15 protein-coding genes and 2 tRNA genes are annotated in these 16,483 nt (G+C 69.3%); 5 read left to right on the forward strand and 12 right to left on the reverse strand.

From position 1 onward, the window contains the following. The first annotated feature begins 54 nt into the window (after window positions 1–54). Window positions 55–279 (forward strand): hypothetical protein, encoded by a 225-nt coding sequence (locus tag ACIA5G_RS43365; RefSeq protein WP_395934364.1) that lies wholly within the window; start codon window positions 55–57, stop codon window positions 277–279. Window positions 280–373: 94 nt separating this feature from the next. Next, window positions 374–1,696 carry an acyltransferase gene (locus ACIA5G_RS43370; RefSeq protein WP_395934366.1) on the forward strand — a complete coding sequence of 441 codons (1,323 nt, stop codon included), beginning with the start codon at window positions 374–376 and terminating at the stop codon, window positions 1,694–1,696. Here the strand turns inward: ACIA5G_RS43370 and ACIA5G_RS43375 are convergent. The 8 genes from ACIA5G_RS43375 to ACIA5G_RS43410 all read right to left on the reverse strand — a co-directional run bounded on the left by ACIA5G_RS43375 (window position 1,686) and on the right by ACIA5G_RS43410 (window position 7,637). After that, window positions 1,686–2,585, reverse strand: coding sequence for an amidohydrolase family protein (locus ACIA5G_RS43375; protein ID WP_395934368.1), 900 nt, complete (start codon window positions 2,583–2,585; stop codon window positions 1,686–1,688). The genes ACIA5G_RS43370 and ACIA5G_RS43375 overlap by 11 nt on opposite strands. Continuing rightward, window positions 2,582–3,064, reverse strand: a complete 483-nt coding sequence (smpB, locus tag ACIA5G_RS43380; protein ID WP_043776590.1) for an SsrA-binding protein SmpB — start codon at window positions 3,062–3,064, stop codon at window positions 2,582–2,584. Before smpB ends, ACIA5G_RS43375 begins: the two co-directional genes overlap by 4 nt. 46 nt (window positions 3,065–3,110) lie before the next feature. Beyond that, on the reverse strand, window positions 3,111–4,004 hold the full coding sequence (gene ftsX, locus ACIA5G_RS43385) for a permease-like cell division protein FtsX (protein WP_395934370.1): 894 nt from the start codon (window positions 4,002–4,004) through the stop codon (window positions 3,111–3,113). Between the two features lie 46 nt (window positions 4,005–4,050). Beyond that, a complete protein-coding gene (ftsE, locus tag ACIA5G_RS43390) occupies window positions 4,051–4,740 on the reverse strand; it encodes a cell division ATP-binding protein FtsE (protein WP_395934372.1) in 690 nt (229 codons plus the stop codon). A 111-nt stretch (window positions 4,741–4,851) separates the two neighbouring features. After that, the gene (prfB, locus tag ACIA5G_RS43395) at window positions 4,852–5,955 is read right to left on the reverse strand and encodes a peptide chain release factor 2 (protein WP_395934374.1); all 1,104 of its coding nucleotides are present in this window, start codon (window positions 5,953–5,955) and stop codon (window positions 4,852–4,854) included. 63 nt (window positions 5,956–6,018) lie between these two features. Beyond that, window positions 6,019–6,519: a PadR family transcriptional regulator gene (locus ACIA5G_RS43400; protein ID WP_395934376.1), complete on the reverse strand. Its 501-nt coding sequence runs from the start codon at window positions 6,517–6,519 to the stop codon at window positions 6,019–6,021. Between the two features lie 379 nt (window positions 6,520–6,898). Then, window positions 6,899–6,975 (reverse strand) — tRNA-Met (locus tag ACIA5G_RS43405). Between the two features lie 77 nt (window positions 6,976–7,052). After that, entirely contained in the window at window positions 7,053–7,637 is a 585-nt protein-coding gene (locus ACIA5G_RS43410) for a TetR/AcrR family transcriptional regulator C-terminal domain-containing protein (protein ID WP_395934378.1), read from the reverse strand. 93 nt (window positions 7,638–7,730) lie between these two features. Here ACIA5G_RS43410 and ACIA5G_RS43415 point away from each other — a divergent pair, with 93 nt between their 5' ends. After that, window positions 7,731–9,149, forward strand: coding sequence for an FAD-dependent monooxygenase (locus ACIA5G_RS43415; RefSeq protein ID WP_395934380.1), 1,419 nt, complete (start codon window positions 7,731–7,733; stop codon window positions 9,147–9,149). A 50-nt stretch (window positions 9,150–9,199) separates the two neighbouring features. Here the strand turns inward: ACIA5G_RS43415 and ACIA5G_RS43420 are convergent. After that, window positions 9,200–9,273, reverse strand: a tRNA-Met gene (locus ACIA5G_RS43420). 67 nt (window positions 9,274–9,340) lie between these two features. Further along, window positions 9,341–12,343 (reverse strand): UPF0182 family protein, encoded by a 3,003-nt coding sequence (locus ACIA5G_RS43425; RefSeq protein ID WP_395934382.1) that lies wholly within the window; start codon window positions 12,341–12,343, stop codon window positions 9,341–9,343. Window positions 12,344–12,589: 246 nt separating this feature from the next. Between ACIA5G_RS43425 and ACIA5G_RS43430 the strand changes: the two genes are divergently transcribed. After that, window positions 12,590–13,132 (forward strand): PPA1309 family protein, encoded by a 543-nt coding sequence (locus ACIA5G_RS43430; RefSeq protein WP_395934384.1) that lies wholly within the window; start codon window positions 12,590–12,592, stop codon window positions 13,130–13,132. On the opposite strand, the gene ACIA5G_RS43435 is transcribed toward ACIA5G_RS43430, so the two are convergent. Then, window positions 13,129–14,235 (reverse strand): PDZ domain-containing protein, encoded by a 1,107-nt coding sequence (locus ACIA5G_RS43435; RefSeq protein WP_395934386.1) that lies wholly within the window; start codon window positions 14,233–14,235, stop codon window positions 13,129–13,131. The two genes, ACIA5G_RS43430 and ACIA5G_RS43435, sit on opposite strands and share 4 nt — an antisense overlap. A 91-nt stretch (window positions 14,236–14,326) precedes the next feature. Between ACIA5G_RS43435 and ACIA5G_RS43440 the strand changes: the two genes are divergently transcribed. Beyond that, window positions 14,327–15,709, forward strand: a complete 1,383-nt coding sequence (locus ACIA5G_RS43440) for a zinc-dependent metalloprotease (RefSeq protein WP_395934388.1) — start codon at window positions 14,327–14,329, stop codon at window positions 15,707–15,709. 254 nt (window positions 15,710–15,963) lie between these two features. Here ACIA5G_RS43440 and ACIA5G_RS43445 read toward each other — a convergent pair whose 3' ends face one another. Further along, window positions 15,964–16,473: a M48 family metallopeptidase gene (locus ACIA5G_RS43445; RefSeq protein ID WP_395934390.1), complete on the reverse strand. Its 510-nt coding sequence runs from the start codon at window positions 16,471–16,473 to the stop codon at window positions 15,964–15,966. Window positions 16,474–16,483 lie beyond the last annotated feature (10 nt).

Below are 16,483 nucleotides of genomic sequence, written 5' to 3' on the forward strand. Positions count from 1 at the left end.
CCCTGCCACTGCTCACCTACCATGGGCGGACCCGCCGCAGAGAGGAGCGCGCAGATGGCCGGCGAAACCCGCTGCGTCCGCTTCTTCGGCGGACCGCTCGACGGCCGGGTCCAGGAGCTCGGTGACACCGAGCCGGTGCCCGGCACCGTCATCCGGCACATCCACCTGCACGGCGGCCCGAAGATCGAGACGCGCTACGAGCTCGGCCTCACCGAGCACGGCTGGGAGTACCGCGTCGCCGCGTCGCGGCACGAACCCGAGCAGGACTACCTGAGGTAGGGAGAACCCCCGGTCCGAGCGGGGGTCAACAGCACCCCGAAGACGCCGGTCAGCACCGCTGTTCCCGCAGGTCGAAGCGGCCAAGCTCTACTGCATGCAGACAAGCCAGGGGGTCGCACGAGGCGGCCGGGACCGGTTTCTCGACGTCGTACGGGCGGGGGCCATCCTCGCCGTCATCGCCCAGCACTGGGTCATGCCGGTGCTCTCCTATTCCGACGGTCACCTCGCCACCGGCAACGCGCTGGCGACACCCGGCTGGTGGGTCGTCACCTGGCTGTCGCAGGTGATGCCCCTGGTGTTCTTCGCCGGCGGCGCCGCCAACCTGATCTCGCTGAGCCGCGCCGGCTCGCCGCGGCAGTGGCTCGCCGCGCGGATCCGGCGGCTGATGGTCCCGGTGCTGCCGCTGATGGCGGTCTGGCTGGTCATGCCGGACTTCCTGCGCGGCCTGGGTGTGCCGCCGCAGCCGTTGCAGGTCGCCAGCGCGATCGCCGCCCAGCTGCTGTGGTTCCTCGCGGTGTACGTCCTGGTCGTGCTGCTGACGCCGCTGATGGTCGCCGCGCACCGCCGCTGGGGCCTGAAGGTGCCGCTGGTCATGGCGGTGGCCGGCGTGCTCGTCGACGTCGCGCGCTTCAACGACTTCGGTTACGTCGGTTACGCCAACGCCGTGTTCGTCTGGGTCGCGGTGCACCAGCTGGGCTTCCACTACGTCGAAGGCCGGCTCGGTTCACTCACCCGCCGCGCGGCACTCGGCCTGTCGGCAGCCGGTTTCGGGATCACCGCGCTGATGGTCGCGTTCGGCCCGTACCCGGCCAGCATGATCGGGATGCCGGGCGCGCCGGTGTCGAACATGAGCCCGCCGACCGTGCTGCTCGCCTTCCTCGCCGTCGGCCAGATCGGCCTGCTGCTGGCGTTCCGCCCGCAGCTCAACGCGCTCGCCGAGCGCCCCGGCATCGGCAACGCCCTCAGCTGGCTCGGCGCGCGGTTCATGAGCGTCTACCTGTGGCACATGCCGGCGCTGATCGTGGTGGCCGGGGTGACGGTGTACGGCCTCGGTTACGAAACCCCGGCGCCGGGCACGGTGTTCTGGCTGGTCATGGCGCCCGCGTGGTTCGCGGTGTGCGGGCTGGTGCTGCTGGGTCTGCTCCGGCTGTTCGCCCACTTCGAGACGCAGCGCGACACCGCCGTCCTGACGGCGAGGCTGCCGCAGCTGGTCGTCGCCGGCCTGATGATCTCCGGTGGCCTGCTCGGCCTGGCCGCGCACGGGTTCGCCCCGCTGTCGGACGGCATCGCGCACGGACCGGTGCCGTGGGTGGTCCTCGCGACGGCCGGATTCCTGGTGGCCGGCAAGCAGATCCCGGTGACCGACCTGCTGGGCCGCGCGGTGGCCGTCACCGAACGGGCCGCGGTCAGGCGCTGAGCAGCTCGAGCGGGGTGTCGTGCAGGACGGCCCGCAGGAACGGCTCCCCCAGGCGATCGTCGGCTGCCGCCCAGCCGGCGATCGCCTTCAGCTGCGTCGCGTAGGAGTACGGGATGTTCGGGAAGTCCGTGCCGAGCACCACACGGCCGGCGAACTCGGCCAGCCGCGCCGTCCAGTCCGGCGGCAGCGGTGACATCGCCTCGGCGAACGGCACGCCGACCATCGTGGTGTCCAGGTACACCCGCGGGTACTTCGCCAGCAGGTCGAACGCCGCGCCGAACTCGGGCATCGCCGCGTGCGCGAGCACCGCCGTCAGGTCCGGGTACCGCGCCAGGACCTCTTCGAAGACCGCCAACCCGGTGAAGTCGCCCCGCAACGGACCGTGTCCACAGTGGACGACGACGGGCACGCCCGCGTCGGCCAGCGAGCCCCACACCGGCTTCAGGAACTCGTCACGCGGGTCGTACGCGCCGACCTGCACGTGCGCCTTGAACACCCGGGCGCCGGCCCGCAGCGCACCGTCCACAGCGGACCCGGCGCCTTCCTCCGGGTAGAACGTGCCGGTCGGCACCGCGTCCGGAACGCGCGCGGCGAACTCCAGCGCCCAGTCGGTCAGCCACTGCGCCATCCCCGGCTTGTGCGGGTAGACCAGCGGCGCGAACTTCAGGACACCGAGTGACCGCAGTGTCGCCAGACGCTCCTCTTCGGACGTCCGGTAGTGCACCGGCCACGAGGTGCCGTAGTGCGTCGAGGCCTGGTCGAAGTACGCCCAGACCTTGTCCATCACCGGCTTCGGCAGGAAGTGGACGTGCAGGTCGACCAGGCCCGGCAGGCCCAGCGACGCCGTCCAGCGAGCAATGTCACCGTCGTCCGCCGGACCCGCCGTCACTCCGTGAACCGGCCCTTCAGCGCGCGGCCCATGGCCTTCCTGATGTCCCGCTCCGCGTCGCGCTTGGCGAGCGTCTGCCGCTTGTCGTAGGCCTTCTTGCCCTGCGCCAGCGCGATCTCGACCTTGACCTTGCCGTCCTTGAAGTACATCGACAGCGGCACCAGCGAGAGCCCGCTCTCCTTGGTCTTGCCGATGAGCTTCTCGATCTCGCGCCGGTGCAGCAGCAGCTTCCGGGTCCGGCGGGGCATGTGGTTGGTCCACGTGCCCTGCGTGTACTCCGGGATGTGCACGTTGCGCAGCCACACTTCGCCGTCGTCGACGGTCGCGAACGCGTCCGCCAGCGACGCCTTGCCCTCGCGCAGGCTCTTGACCTCGGTGCCGACGAGCACAAGACCGCACTCGTAGGTGTCGAGGATGGAGTAATCGTGCCGCGCCTTGCGGTTCGACACGATCACCTTCTGGCCACGTTCCTTGGGCATACGACCACTCTACGTGATTCCCGGAGTTACCAGCAGCAGGTTAAAACTAGTGCCGGACGTACAGCCGCAGCGTGACGTAACCGGTGATGGCGGAGATCACCACGGACACGCCCAGCAGGATCGGCGCGACCGGGAACAGCAGCTCCAGCATGGTGATCTTCGGGAACACGTCCCCGGTGAACACCGAATCGAGGAAGCTCGCCTTCGTCAGCACCAGCATGATGATCCCGAGGACCGCACCGACCACACCGGCGACCACCGCCTCCAAGAGGAACGGCAGCTGCGTGTACCAGCGCGTCGCGCCGACGAGCCGCATGATGCCGACCTCGGTGCGCCGGGTGAACGCGGACACCTGGATCGTGTTGGCGATCAGCAGCAGCGCCGCGATGGCCATGATGAGCGCGGCGCCGAACGCCATGTTGCGGACACCGTTGAAGGCGTTGAAGACGCGGTCGAGGAACTTCTTCTGGTCGTCGACCTTCCGCACACCCGGCTTGGCGGAGTACTCCTGCACGATCGACTCGCTGCGGTCCGGGTCCTTCAGCTTCACGTGCAGTGACGCGGGCAGCGACTCCGGTCCGGTCAGCTGGACGAGCTCCGGCTGGCTTTCGAAGATCTTCTTGAAGCGCTCGAAAGCCTGGTCGCGGTTCTCGAACACGACCGACTCGACACCGTCGTTGCCCTGCAGGTCCGAGCGCAGCGACTGGCAGAGCGCCTGGGTGCAGTTCTTGTCCGTCGAGCTGATGTCGTCGGTGAGGTAGACCGAAACCTCGACGTCGGCGAGGAAGTTGGACTTCATCTTGTCGATCGTTCGCACGGCCAGGAGGCCGCCGCCGAGCATGGCGAGCGACACGGCCGTGGTCAGCATCATCGCGATGGTCATCGTGATGTTGCGGCGCAGGCCGGTGATGACCTCGCTGAAGACGAAACTGGCGCGCATGTCGGGGTCTGGTCCTTGGGGTCGGGGGCTGGGCGGGGGTGGGCGGTCAGCGACCGATGCCGTAGACGCCGCGGGCGTCGTCGCGGATCACCCGGCCGAGCTGCAGCTCGACGACGCGGCGCCGCATGGAGTCGACGATGCCGTGGTCGTGGGTCGCCATCAGGACGGTCGTGCCGGTGCGGTTGATCCGCTCCAGCAGCAGCATGATGTCCTGGCTGGTGTCGGGGTCCAGGTTGCCGGTCGGTTCGTCGGCGAGCAGCACCAGCGGCCGGTTCACGAACGCGCGCGCGATCGCCACGCGCTGCTGCTCACCACCGGAGAGCTCGTTGGGCAGCCGGTCCGCCTTGCCGTCGAGGCCGACGAGCTCCAGCACCTCGGGGACGACCTTCTTGATGGTCGGGCCGGGCTTGCCGATGACCTCGAGGGCGAACGCGACGTTCTCCGCGACGGTCTTGTTGGCCAGCAGGCGGAAGTCCTGGAAGACGCAGCCGATGGTCTGCCGCAGGCGGGGGACCCGGCGGCGGGCCAGCTTGGCGACGTCGAAGTTGGACACCACCACACGGCCCTTGCTGGGCGTCTCTTCGCGCAGCAGGAGCCGGAGGAAGGTCGACTTCCCCGATCCCGAGGGACCGATGAGGAAGACGAACTCACCCTTTTCGATGTCGACGGACACCCGCTCGAGCGCGGGCCGCGTCGAGGTCTTGTAGACCTTGGAAACCTCTTCGAGCCGGATCACGATTCGGCATACTACCCACCGGTCTCGTGAAGCCCCGGTTGCCCGGGCCACCCGGGTGGAGCAAGGGGCGTTTGCGCACGGTGAGCGGTCGCGCGAACACCCCTCGCGCCGTTAAACGGCCGCCGACTGCTTCCGCCAGCGGATGCCGGCGTCGAGGAAACCGTCGATCTCGCCGTCGAGCACCGCCGACGGGTTGCCGACCTCGAAGTCGGTCCGGAGGTCCTTCACCATCTGGTACGGGTGCAGCACGTAGGAGCGCATCTGGTTGCCCCAGCTGGAGCCGCCGTCCTTGAGCGCGTCCATCTCGGCGCGCTCCTCTTCCTTCTTCCGCAGCATCAGCCGGGCCTGGAGGACCTTGAGCGCGGCGGCCTTGTTCTGCAGCTGCGACTTCTCGTTCTGGCAGGAGACGACGATGCCGGTCGGCAGGTGTGTGATGCGCACCGCGGAGTCGGTCGTGTTGACGCTCTGTCCACCCGGGCCGGACGAGCGGTAGACGTCGACGCGGATGTCCTTCTCCGCGATGTCGACGTGGTCGACCTCTTCGACCTCGGGCAGCACCTCGACGTGCGCGAACGACGTCTGGCGGCGGCTCTGGTTGTCGAACGGCGAAATCCGGACGAGCCGGTGCGTGCCCTGCTCGACCGAGAGGGTGCCGTAGACGTAGGGGGCGGTGACCTTGAACGTCGCCGACTTGATGCCCGCCTCTTCGGCGTAGGAGATGTCGTAGACGTCGGTCGGGTAGCCGTGGCGCTCCGCCCAGCGCAGGTACATGCGGAGCAGCATCTCGGCGAAGTCCGCCGCGTCGACACCGCCGGCTTCCGAGCGGATGGTGACGACGGCGTTGCGGTCGTCGTACTCACCGGAGAGCAGGGTGCGGACCTCGAGGCCGTCGATGGCCTTGCCGAGGTCGGCGAGCTCGCTTTCGGCCTCGCCCATGCTGCCGGCGTCACCCTCGGCCTCGGAGAGCTCGTAGAGCACTGCCAGGTCGTCGGCCCGCTGGCGCAGCTCGCTGACCCGGCGCAGCTCACCCTGCCGGTGGGACAGCTGGCTCGTCACCTTCTGCGCCGCCTCCGGGTCGTCCCAGAGGTTGGGGCTCGATGCCTGCTGCTCCAGGTCGGCCACCTGGGCGCGCAACGCGTCGAGGTCCATCACCGACTCGATCTGCGTCAGTTTGCCGGTCAGGTCCTTCAGTGCCGCGTCGAACTCATCACTCACGTTTGTCAAGGTTACGGCAAAACCCACGACCGGTTGCGAGGACCGGTCGTGGGCGCGCGAACCTCAGGCCGCGGGGATGGCGTCGAGCAGCTTCAGCGCGGCCTTGGCCTGAGCCTGGGCGAACTCGCCGACCGCCTTTTCGTACGGCCCGTCGGCGGCCTTGGTGGCCGCCTTCGCGTCGTCGAGCTGCTGGCTGTAGCTCGTCCGCGCCGACTCGAGCAGCGTCTGGCGCTGCTTCGCGGTCAGTGACGCCGCGTGCACGAGCCGCAGGATGAGCGGGCTGCGCAGGTGGTCGGGACCGGCCTCGGACGTCAGCCAGGCCTTGAAGGCCTTCTTGCCGGCGGCGGTGATCAGGTACTGCTGGCTGGAGCGCGGGCCCTGCTTGCCGAGCCGGACGAGGCCTTCCTTGGACAGCGCCGGGAGCTCCCGGTACACCTGGCTGCGGGTGACGCTGAAGAAGGCGCCGAAACGCTCACCGGCCCCCGCGACGAGCTGCCCGCCGGTGGCGGGACCGTCGTGGAGCAGACCGAGCAGGGCGGCGGCTGTTGCATTCAATTCGGACACGTCCCCTAGATTCCCACTTATCGGCCGCTGTGTCCACAGTGGTCAGCGGATCTGTCCATTGTGGCTAGTGAGATCCCCTCGTTCGGCCCAATCCGGACCGGTCCACAGTGGACCGCGGACACGCTGTGCAACCACCGTGGCCACACATTGGTCCGACCAGCCGCATGCGAACGGTCCCGGCAACCACCAGGCAGGTGAGTTCGCCGGGCGGCACGCCCCGGCTGGCGCACCGCGGACACGCACCGCAACCATCGGAAAACAGGGTTCACATCGTGGGATTCGCAGCCATTCGACAGTTTCGCCGAAAAGTCGGTGGTGAAAGTCGTGCGAACATGACAAAAGAGGCGGGTTCCCGGTTTTCCGGAAACCCGCCTCTTCGTGGTAGCGGGGACAGGATTTGAACCTGCGACCTCTGGGTTATGAGCCCAGCGAGCTACCGAGCTGCTCCACCCCGCGCCGTTGTGGTACTTGAATAGATTACACGGGGTCGCAACGTCGTTCACACCGGGGTGGCCAAACCGGCTGACCAGGCGTTACCCCGCTTCGAGCCACTGGCGCGCTCCACTGAGGACCATCACCAGGCCGTCCTCGAACCGGGCGTCGGCGTCACCCAGCACCGCCTGGCCCGCCGATCCGGCGTACCGCTCGTCGAACTCGCCCGGCATCGGGCGGACGGCCTGCTCCTCGATCACGAAGCCGATGACGAAGCAGTAGACGGTGAAGATCCCCTGGCTCGCCCGCGCCTCGTCCAGGCCGGCCTCGATGCTCCGCCGCAGCGGGTGCTCGCCGACCAGGCTCGTGTCGCCGAGGTAGGTGCCGGCGAAGACCTTCCCGCCGTCGCGGTGGGCCAGCATCATCTTGCGCAGCGCGCGGGCGCTGTGCGCGACCGCTTCCCACTCCCCCAGCGACGCCGGCGGCTGCCGGTCCGCCGCGGAATCGGCGTACATCTGCGTCGCCATCTCGTCGAGCAGCTCCTGCTTGTTCTTCAGGTGCCAGTAGAGCGCCGGCGCCTTGACGCCGAGGTCGGCGGCGATCAGCCGAAGGGTCAGCCCGTTGAGCCCGACGTCGTTCAGCAGCTTCAGGCCGGCACGCGCGATGTCCTGCCTGTTCAGAGCCATCTTCGAGGTCTCCTCCTGATCCCGGGTTGACAATTTAACGATGTTAAGGGCATCCTCGGAACAGGTCAATTTAACGTTGTTAAGGAGCTGGGGATGGACAACCTGACCGCGGAGGTGGTCGTCGCCGGAGCGGGCCCGACCGGCCTGATGCTGGCGAACGAACTGGCACTGGCCGGAGTGGACGTCGTGGTCCTGGAGCGGCTGCCCGTCCGGACCGGCCTGTCGAAGGCGCTGAACCTGCAGCCGCGCACGGCGGAGGTGCTGGACCTGCGCGGCCTCCTGGGCCGGGCGGAACAGCGCTCGTTCGCGACCGTCGCGGACGGACACTTCGCCGTGATCCCGGTGAGCTACACCGGCTGGGACACGCGGCACCCGTACCAGCTGGGCATCCCGCAGGCCCAGGTCGAGGCGGCGCTGGAGGAACGGCTGGCCGAACAAGGGGTGAAGGTCCTGCGGGGCCACGAGCTGACCGGGTTCGAGCAGGACGCCGACGGCGTGACGGTCACCGCGGGCGACCTCCGGGTCCGGGCGGCCTACCTGGTGGGCTGCGACGGCGGCCGCAGCGCGGTGCGCAAGGCCCTGAACCTCGCGTTCGACGGAACCGAGGGCCGCGGTTACGGCGTCTCGGCCGACGTCCTGTTCCGCACGGCACCGCCGGGAGCGCCGACCGAGTGGCGCTCGATGAGCAACATGGTGACCTCACTGAAGCCCGGCACGTTCGTCGGCCTGATCCCGCTGGGCGAGCCGAACCTGTACCGCCTGAGCTACGGCGACCGCCTGAGCCGTCCGGCGGACCTCCGCGCGACGGTGACGGACGAGGAAGTCCGCGCGGTGGTCCACGAACGCTTCGGCGGCGAGGTGGCGATCGAAGAGATCCGCTGGGCGTCCCGCTTCTCGGACGACAGCCGTCTGGCCGCGAAGTACCGGGTGGGCCGGGTGCTGCTGGCCGGCGACGCGGCACACATCCACTTCCCGGCCGGCGGCCAGGGCCTGAATCTGGGTGTCCAGGACGCGATGAACCTCGGCTGGAAGCTGGCGGCGGAACTCCGCGGCCGAGCGCCGTCCGGGCTCCTGGACACCTACGAATCGGAACGCCGCACGGTGGCGGCCGGCGTCCTGCAGAACGTGGGGGCCCAGAACGCGCTGATCCCGGTGACCCCGGACCAGCTGGCCCTGCGCACCCTGTTCCGCGACCTGACGGCGCTCCCCGAGGTCCAGCACCACCTGTCGGGCTTGGTCTCCGGCCTCGCCATCCGCTATGCACAAGAAGACGCCCACGCAGCAGCAGGTGCACGCCTCCCCGACTTCCCACTGGGCAACGGATTCGCGAGCGACTTGTTCCACAGTGGAAAGTTCGTCCTCCTGACCACGACCCAGGCGGCACCACCACACCCGGAGGTGATCGTGGTGGAGGTGCCGGCACTGCCTTGGCCCGACCTGACGACGGTGCTGGTCCGCCCGGACGGCTACGTGGCCTCGACGACAGGTTCCGTCGCCGGTTGGCTCGTCTGACGAACGAAAAAGCGCGGCTGGCAGATTTCGCCAACCGCGCTTTTCCTCTGTAGCGGGGACAGGATTTGAACCTGCGACCTCTGGGTTATGAGCCCAGCGAGCTACCGAGCTGCTCCACCCCGCGTCGTGACACCTACCTTACGCCCCCGTTTCCCGGGGGTGCAAAGCAGGTGCCATCAGCGTTACCGAAGTCACCTTCCGGGCGGCGTGCTCGACGGCGGAGCGCTGGTCGGGGCCGCTTTCTTGGCCGCTTCGTATGCCTGGATGGCTGCGCCGAGCGCGGTGTACGCCGCGCCCTGTTCGGTGAAGTTGCCCGACTGGTTGGCGGACTTCAGCTTGGCGAGGGCCGCGTCGAGGTCCGTCACCGCCTTGTCCAGCGCCGCGTTGCCGCCGCCGGTGTTGGGTGGCGTTGTTGTCGGTGTGGTGGTGGGCGTGGTGGTCGGCGTCGTTGTCGGCTGCCCGGCCTGCGGCGGCGTTGTGGTCGCCTCACCGATGCCGGCGCCGAAGACCTGGTCCAGGGCTTCCTGCAGCGTCGCGCCGTAACCGACCTTCGGCCCGTACGAAACGAGGACACGGGCCAGCTGGGGATAGCTGTTCTGGTTGCGCTGCCGGATGTAGACGGGTTCCACGTAGAGGAACCCTTCCGCGACCGGCAGCGTGATCAGGTTGCCGTAGATGGGAATGACGTTGGGGTTGTTGAAGAGCGTGCGGTCCTGCGCCACGCGTGGGTCACTCTGGAACCGGTTCTGGACCTGGACCGGACCGTCGACCTGAGTTGCTCCGGTCGCCGCGCTGGGTAGCTGGAGGACGCTGATCTTCCCGTAGTCCGCCGGATCGGAAGACACCGACATCCAGGACGCCAGGTATTGCCGTTGGAGACCGGTGAGGGAGCTCGTCAGCTGGAACGTCGGTTTGGTCTGGCCCGGCGTGTCCGCGAGGACGTAATAACCGGGCTGGTTGGCGGCGCCCGCCGCGGCCGGGTTCGAGCCACCTTCGGCGGTCGGGTCCTGCGGGACGCTCCAGAACGCCTGCTGCGAGTAGAACTCCTGCGGATTGCTGACGTGGTACCGCGAGAGCAGCTCACGCTGGATCTTGAAGAGGTCCTCGGGGTAGCGGAAGTGCGCACGCAGGTCCGGCGAGATCTCGGAGCTGGGCTTCACGAGCCCGGGGAAGACCTTCTCCCAGGCGTTGAGCACCGGTTCGTTGTCGTCGATCGAATACAGGTTCACGGTGCCGTTGAAGGCGTCGACCGTGGCCTTGACCGAGTTCCGGATGTAGTTGATGGAGCTGTTGGCCTGCCGGGCGACGCCGTTGAGCGAGTCGTTGGTGGCCGCGCCGAGCTGGGTCTGCTGCGAGTACGGGAAGTTGTTGATCGTGGTGTAGCCGTCGATGATCCACTGGATCTTGCCGTCGACGACCGCGGGGTACGGGTCGCCGTCGAGGGTCAGCCACGGCGCGACCTTGCTGACGCGCTCGCGCGGGTCGCGGTTGTACATGATCTTGGAGTTGTCGCCGATGGCGTCGGAGAACAGGATGTTCCGTTCGCCGTATTCGGCGGCGAAGGCGAGGCGGTTGAACCAGTTGTCGATCGGGACGCCGCCGGTGCCCTTGTAGGTGTAGCGGTCGGTCGCGGTGTCGTACTCGCCGGGCGCGTTGCCGGAGGTGCCGCCGACGATGGCGTAGTCGGAGTCCGCGGCGGACAGCTCGCCGTAGTAGGTGCGGGGTTCCTTGACCTCGATGCCCTGTCCCCCGGCGGCGGGCGAACCGGCGCCGGAGGGGTTCTGGGTGTCGCTGGTGGTGGCGATCGGGTAACCGCCGTCGGAGTTGGCGTCCTTGACCGCGCGGTCGATGGTGTTCGCGGGCGCGGCCACGAAGCCGTTGCCGTGGGTGTAGACGAGGTGCTTGTTGATCCAGCTGGTCTGATTGCCGGTCAGGCCCTCGGTCTTGATCTCCTTGGCCGCGACGATGTAGTCCTGCGTCACGCCGTTGATCGTGTACCGGTCGATGTCGAGCTTGGCCGGGAAGCCGTAGAAGTTCTCACGGCCGACGCGCTGGGTGAACGTGTCGGAAAGGATGTTCGGGTCGAGCAGCCGGATGTTCGACATCGTCCCGGTGTCGGTCTTGATCTGGTCCGGCGTCGCGTCCGTCTTGCCCGTGTAGGGCTGGTACTGGACGTTGGTGAGGCCGAACGCCTTGCGGGTGGCGTCCATGTTGCGCTGGATGGACGCCGCTTCCTTCTCGTTCGCGTTGGGCTTCACCGAGAACTGGTCGAGGATGGCGGGCCACGCGACGCCGACCAGGATGCTCGACAGGATCAGCAGCACGAGCGCGATCGCCGGCAGCTGCAGGTTGCGCAGGAATGCGCCGGCGAAGAACGCGACCGCGCAGATCACCGAGATGCACAGCAGGATCAGCTTCGCGGGCAGGACCGCGTTCAGGTCGGTGTAGGTGGCGCCGATGAACAGCGGCGCGCCGCGATCCGACAGCAGCAGGTTGTACCGGTCGAAGAAGTACTCGGCGGCCTTCAGGAGCACGAAGAGGCCGACGGTGATGGCGAGCTGCGCGCGGGTCGGGCCGGCGAGCTGGCCGCCCTTGCCGGCCAGCCGGATGCCGCCGAAGACGTAGTGGGAGATCAGCGCGCCGAAGAAGGAGATGACGACGGTGATGAACAGCCAGCCGAGCAGCCAGTTGTAGAACGGCAGGTCGAAGGCGTAGAAGCCGACGTCGTTGCCGAATTCGGGATCGGTCTGGCCGAACGAGGTGCCGTTGAGGAACAGCTGCACGACCTGCCAGTCGCCCTGGGCGGACAGCCCGGCGATGAGGCCGGTCAGCACCGGGATGCCGATGCCGAAGAGGCGGATCCGGGCGACGATCGCGGACCGGTAGCGGGCCAGCGGGTCGTCGGCGCCGGAGATCGGCACGAACACCGGGCGGCTCCGGTAGGCGATCATCAGGCTGATCGCGAGCGCGCCGCCGACGAGCAACCCGACGGCGAAGAACAGGATGACGCGGGTGACCACCTGCGTCGTGAACACCGACCGCGCGCCGACCTCTCCGAACCACAACCAGTCGACGTACGTGTCGAGCAAGCGGGCCCCGAGCAGGAGCGCCAGCACGATCACCGCGGCGATGATGAGGAGGATCCGGCTCCGCCGGGACAGCTTCGGCAGGCTCACCGGGGGCCGAGTCGCCACGGTGCACGCTCCTGTCATTCGTCAGCACTTGAGCAGGGGCGCACGCGCCCCCTGATTCCCTAACTCTACGGATGCCCGGGGAAGTTCCCGGGACCCGCCCAAACCGGACTCGCGGCGTGGTCGCGCAGACCGGCCTGCAGAGCCTTGTCCAGCCGTCGCCCGCCACATGGCTCCGGCGCGGACCCGCGCGGCCAGCGTTCGGGGCGTGGCGAGCTGACCAGGACAAGGCTCTGCAACCATGTGCGCATGGAATCGCAGCAGGCCGGAGTGGCCGCTCTCGCCCGCGAGATCGAGGAGTTCATGGCCGCGGGTGGCTGGAACCAGCCGCCGCAGCTGTTCGCGCTGGTGCCGACGGCGGCGCTGCTGGACGAGCAGCCGGAGCTGGCCGGCCAGCTGGACCGGGCGAACCCGCTGACGCCGGTGGCGCAGGAAGCGCTGCCCGAGGGCGACCTCGCCGAGGCGCTGGCCCGGATCGCGTGGCCGGACCTCGTCATCGGGTGCGCGCTGGCCCAGGAGATCATCGTGCTGCCGCCGGGGGCGGAGTCCGAGCTGCCGGACGTCGCCGAGGCGGACGCCGACAGCCTGCGGCGCGCGGCCGCCGACCACCCGCGGCGGACCGAAGCCCGGCTGGTGGCCGCGGTGCTGCGCGACGGCGAGGGCGCGTGCGTGATGCGGCTGCGCGGCATCGGCACCGAAGAGGGCACCGACGAAACGGTCGACGAGATCGTGGAAAGCCCCGACCTGGCCCCGAACCTGGTCGAGGCGCTGAAGACCACGCTCCAGCCCTAGCAGGACGCCGTCGGGCGGCCCGCCTTCAGGTTGCCCAGCTGGGCGAGCGCGTCGTCCAGTGTGGACACCTTGATCAGGTTGAGCCCGTCGGGCGCGGTGGTCTTGGCCTCGGCGCAGTTGTGCTCGGGCACCAGGAAGTCCGTCGCGCCGGCCTCACGCGCGCCGACGACCTTGAACGAGATCCCGCCGATCGGGCCGACCTCGCCGGTCTCGGTGATCTCGCCGGTGCCGGCGATGTGCCGGCCGCCGGCGATGTCGTCACCCTTGAGCCGGTCGATGATGGCGAGGGTGAACATCAGCCCGGCCGACGGGCCGCCGACGTCCTGCAGCGAGATGTTGACGGTGAAGGGCGCATCGGCGCGGTCGGCCGCGGTGAGGCCGATGAAGCCCTCCTTGCGGTCCGGGCGCGAGGCGAGCGTGAGCGGCACGGTCCGCTCGGGCTGGCCGTCGGACTGGAAGGTGATCTGCACGGTCTGGCCGGGCAGGGTGCCGGCCAGCGCGGCCCGCACGTCGGCGGCTTCGACGATCTTCTTGCCGTTCACGGTGATCAGCCGGTCGCCCGGGGAGAGCACGTGGTCGGCCGGGCTGCCCGAGACGATCTGCTTCGCCAGCACCTTGATCGGGTAGCCCAGCTCGCGCAGGGCGGCGACCTGCGCGTTCGTCTGCGAGTCCTGCAGCTGCTGGATGTTCTCCTGCTTGACCTGCTCGTTCGTCTCGCCCGGCTTGAAGTACTCCTCGCGCGGCGCGAGCGCGTAACGGCCACTGGCCCAGAAACCGAGGCCCTGGAAGAGCGTGACGCCGTCGTGCAGCGAGACCGTCGTCATCCGCAGCTCGCCGGTGGTCTCGTGGGTCTCGTGCCCGGCGACCTGGATGACCGGGCTGCCCGCCGCGTCGCGACCCAGCGTGTCGTAGGTCGGGCCCGGGCTGATCGCCACGAACGGCACCGGCACGACCGAGCCGAGCACCACGAAGATCAGGAACAGCGAGCCGCTGACCACGAGCGTCCAGCCGCGGCGGGTCATCCGCCGGGCCTCGCCGGCCGGCTCCGCCGCCGGGTCCGGGGCGCTCGTCGCGGGGGCGGTCTCCTCGGAGGACTTGGTCACGACCGACAGCGTACGGTGACGGTGTTCGCTTCTCGGTGAAGGCCACGCACATGACGCGCTGGAGGCCTTCCGACCCGCGTACGGTGGACCCATGAGCAAACCCCCGTTCGGCTTCGGACCTTCCGATCCCGACAAACGAGGTGAGAACGACCCCTCGGAGGGCGGGCAGCAGTCCGGCGCCGAGGCCTTCAACCAGCTCGGGCAGATGCTGAGCCAGCTGGGCCAGATGCTCAGCCAGGCCGGCAGCTCCGACGGGCCGGTGAACTACGACCTCGCCAAGCAGATCGCCCTGCAGACCCTGGGCAGCGCCGGCAACACCGGTGAAAGCCGCCTCGGCTTCTCCGGCGGCGACGACTCGAACGCCGCCGTCCGCGACGCCGCCCACCTCGCCGAGCTGTGGCTCGACGCGGCCACCCAGTTCCCGGCCGGTGCGACGTCGGCCGTCGCCTGGTCGCCGCGCACCTGGGTCGAGAAGACGCTGCCGACGTGGCAGCGGCTGTGCGACCCGGTCGCCCGGCAGATCTCGGGCGCCTGGATGGAAGCGTTGCCCGCGGAGGCCAAGGAAGCCGCCGGTCCGCTGCTCCAGATGATGGGGCAGATGGGCGGGATGGCCTTCGGCTCCCAGCTCGGCAACGCGCTCGCCCAGCTGGCGTCGGAGATGCTGACCGCGTCCGAGATCGGCCTGCCGCTCGCCCCCGCCGGGACGGCCGCGCTGCTGCCGGCGAACATCGAGAAGTTCGCCGAGGGCCTGGAACTGCCGAGCAGCGAGATCCTCGTCTTCCTGGCCGCGCGCGAGGCCGCGCACCAGCGCCTGTTCACGCACGTGCCGTGGCTGCGGCAGCGGCTGCTGGCGACGGTCGAGGAGTTCGCGCACGGCATTTCGGTAGACACTTCCGCGCTCGAGTCGCTGGCCGGCCGCATCGACCCGGCCAACCCGGCGAGCATCGAAGAAGCGATGTCGTCCGGGCTGCTGGAGCCGCAGACGACGGAAGACCAGAAGGCCGCGCTCCGGCGCCTCGAGACGCTGCTCGCCCTGGTGGAGGGCTGGGTGGACGTGGTGGTGGCCGAAGCGGTCGGCGACCGGCTGCCCGGCGCGGACGCGCTGCGCGAGACCCTGCGCCGCCGCCGCGCGACCGGCGGCCCGGCGGAGCAGACGTTCGCCACGCTGGTCGGCCTGGAGCTGCGGCCCCGCCGCATGCGGGACGCGTCGAACCTGTGGAAGCTGGTGGGCGACCGCCACGGCCTCGAGAAGCGCGACGGCCTGTGGTCCCACCCGGACCTGATGCCGACGGCCGAGGACCTCGACGAGCCGATCGACTTCGCGGACCGCGTCGGCGAGAGCGGTTCGATCGACGACCTGGACCCGATGGCCGAGCTGGAGCGCACCGAGCGTTCGGAGCGCGAAGAGCGCGAGAAGGCGAAGCCCTCGGACTCCGCCGGGGACGACACCGAAGACGGCGACAACAAGAACTGAGTTCATCCCGGGCCGGGCGTCTCGCGATCCGCGAGGCGCCCGGTTCTGCATGCAGCCCACCCGCCGTGTCGACCCGCCAAACACACGAGCCGACCCTCCAGGCACGCAAGCCGACTCTCCAGGCACGCGAACCGACCATTCCGGTACGTGAACCGACCCTCCAGGCACGCGAGTTCGCCGTTCGGGGCCGTCACCAGGCTCCGACGCAACCGGGGTGACCCGCACCAGCGGATCACCCCGGTCACCTCATCCGCTCATTCCTCGGTGTCGATCCCCCACCCGGCGGCGGCGGACAACCCCTCGAGGTATCCCATCGCCCGTTCCGTCTTCGGGTAGCGCCGCACCAGTGCCCAGAACGCCGCGTCGTGGCCGGGCTCGCGCAGGTGCGCCAGCTCGTGCAGCAGGACGTAGTCCAGCACCCACGGCGGGACCTTCCGCAGCCGGTCGCTCACGCGAATGGTCGCGTCGACCGGCGTGCAGGACGCCCACCGCGTGCGCATCGGCGGCACCCAGCGGACGCTGGCCGGCACCGCGGTGCCGGCCAGGTACTTGCCCGAGAGCAGCGCGCAGCGCGCCAGCAGGGCTTCGTCCGACGTCTTCGGGGACGCCGGGCGACGTGGTTCCGAGCGCTGCAGCTTGCGCTCCATCTCGGCTACCCAGTGTTTTTCCTCCGCCCTGGTCATCCGCGCCGGGATGAGCACGACGAGCGTGTCGTCGTTCCAATACGCGGTGACCGTCCGGTGCCGGCGCTGGCTGCGCCGCACTTCGACCTTG

This window comes from Amycolatopsis sp. NPDC051758 (assembly GCF_044453095.1).
In the GTDB taxonomy this organism is placed as follows: Bacteria; Actinomycetota; Actinomycetes; order Mycobacteriales; family Pseudonocardiaceae; genus Amycolatopsis.